This is a genomic window from Fontibacillus forbon (assembly GCF_046559655.1).
GTDB lineage: Bacteria > Bacillota > Bacilli > Paenibacillales > Paenibacillaceae > Fontibacillus.
The window spans coordinates 1-1158 of record NZ_JBKGFV010000016.1 but is presented as its reverse complement, the minus strand read 5'-3'; the positions used below and the strand labels follow the sequence as shown (position 1 = coordinate 1158).

Here is a 1158-nt window from a genome sequence, read left to right as displayed (position 1 = left end):
ATTCGATTGTACTCCAGTTCAATATAGGTTTGAATGGCCTCGTAGGCTTGTTTGCGTGTATGAAATTTTGTTTGGTACACAAGTTCTTTCTTTAAAATGCTGTGAAACGACTCAATGCAGGCATTATCATAACAATTTCCTTTGCGGCTCATGCTTCCCACCATTCCGTATTCGTCGAGACGTTTACGGTAATGCGCTGAGGCATATTGAGAGCCACGATCGGAATGATGAATAAGCCCATGCGCAGGCTTTTCGCGAGAATAAGCGTCATCCAATGCAGCCAGCGTAAGCTCACGTGTCATGCGCTCACTCATGGCCCAACCGACGATTTTGCGAGAGTACAGATCCATCAGCGTGGCCAGGTAAACCCAGCCTTGCCCTGTGGCAATATAGGTAATATCTGTAACCCATGCTTGGTGTGGCGCAGCTACCTTGAAGCTCCGGTTTAGCACGTTCTCATATACTGGAAGTGTATGGTTACTGTTTGTCGTTGCTTTGTATTTCTTTACCGTACATGAAACAAGCCCCATTGTTTTCATAAGTTGGCTTACCGTTTTGGTGGCTATAATCCAGCCTTCTTCCCGAAGCTTTGCCGTAATCTTGGGACTACCGTATCGTTTTTTAAATCCTTCGAAGTGGATACGAATTCGTCTTTTTAGCCGGGATTTCCGTTTTTCCCGCTGGCTGGGTTTTCGTACTTTCCACTTGTAATAACCGCTTCGGGACACGCCCATTACGGTGCACAACTTCTTGATCCGGTACTGGAAGCGGTGTTTATGAATAAACAAATAAATCAGTCCCGGTCTTTGGTGAAGAAGTGCATCGCCTTTTTTAAAATTTCATTTTCTTCCTGCAGTTCACGGTTTTGCTGCTCGAGCTTCTTCATTCGCTCATAATCCACCAATGCTTGTGTTCCACCGTCTTTCTTGGCATTTTTGCCGTAGAGCTGCTTCCAATTACTTAGTGTTGTCACTCCGATATCCAGCTCTCTTGACAGTTGGGTCAGCGTTTTGTGCGTCTGCTCTAAGTGCTCAATCGTTTTTCGTCTAAATTCTTCAGTGTAATGTTTCCGTTTTTGTCCCATGTCACACCTCAACATTATTTCTTTTAGTTTAGCAGGTTCCATTAGAGGTGTGTCCACTTAATAGTCTAAGTCCA

2 protein-coding genes are annotated in these 1158 nt (G+C 44.6%); both read right to left on the bottom strand.

The window, feature by feature from the left end; genetic code table 11:
• A partial coding sequence (locus ACLB09_RS25815; protein ID WP_410772661.1) for an IS3 family transposase occupies positions 1-788 on the bottom strand: 788 nt, incomplete at its 3' end.
• Positions 789-793: 5 nt separating this feature from the next.
• Complete coding sequence (locus ACLB09_RS25810; protein ID WP_410772660.1) at positions 794-1084, bottom strand: transposase; 291 nt, start codon at positions 1082-1084, stop codon at positions 794-796.
• Positions 1085-1158: the final 74 nt, after the last annotated feature.

Coding starts and splice junctions, on each gene's coding strand:
- ACLB09_RS25810 (WP_410772660.1), bottom strand. CDS start 1,084: ATGGGACAAAAACGGAAACATTACACTGAAGAATTTAGACGAAAAACG.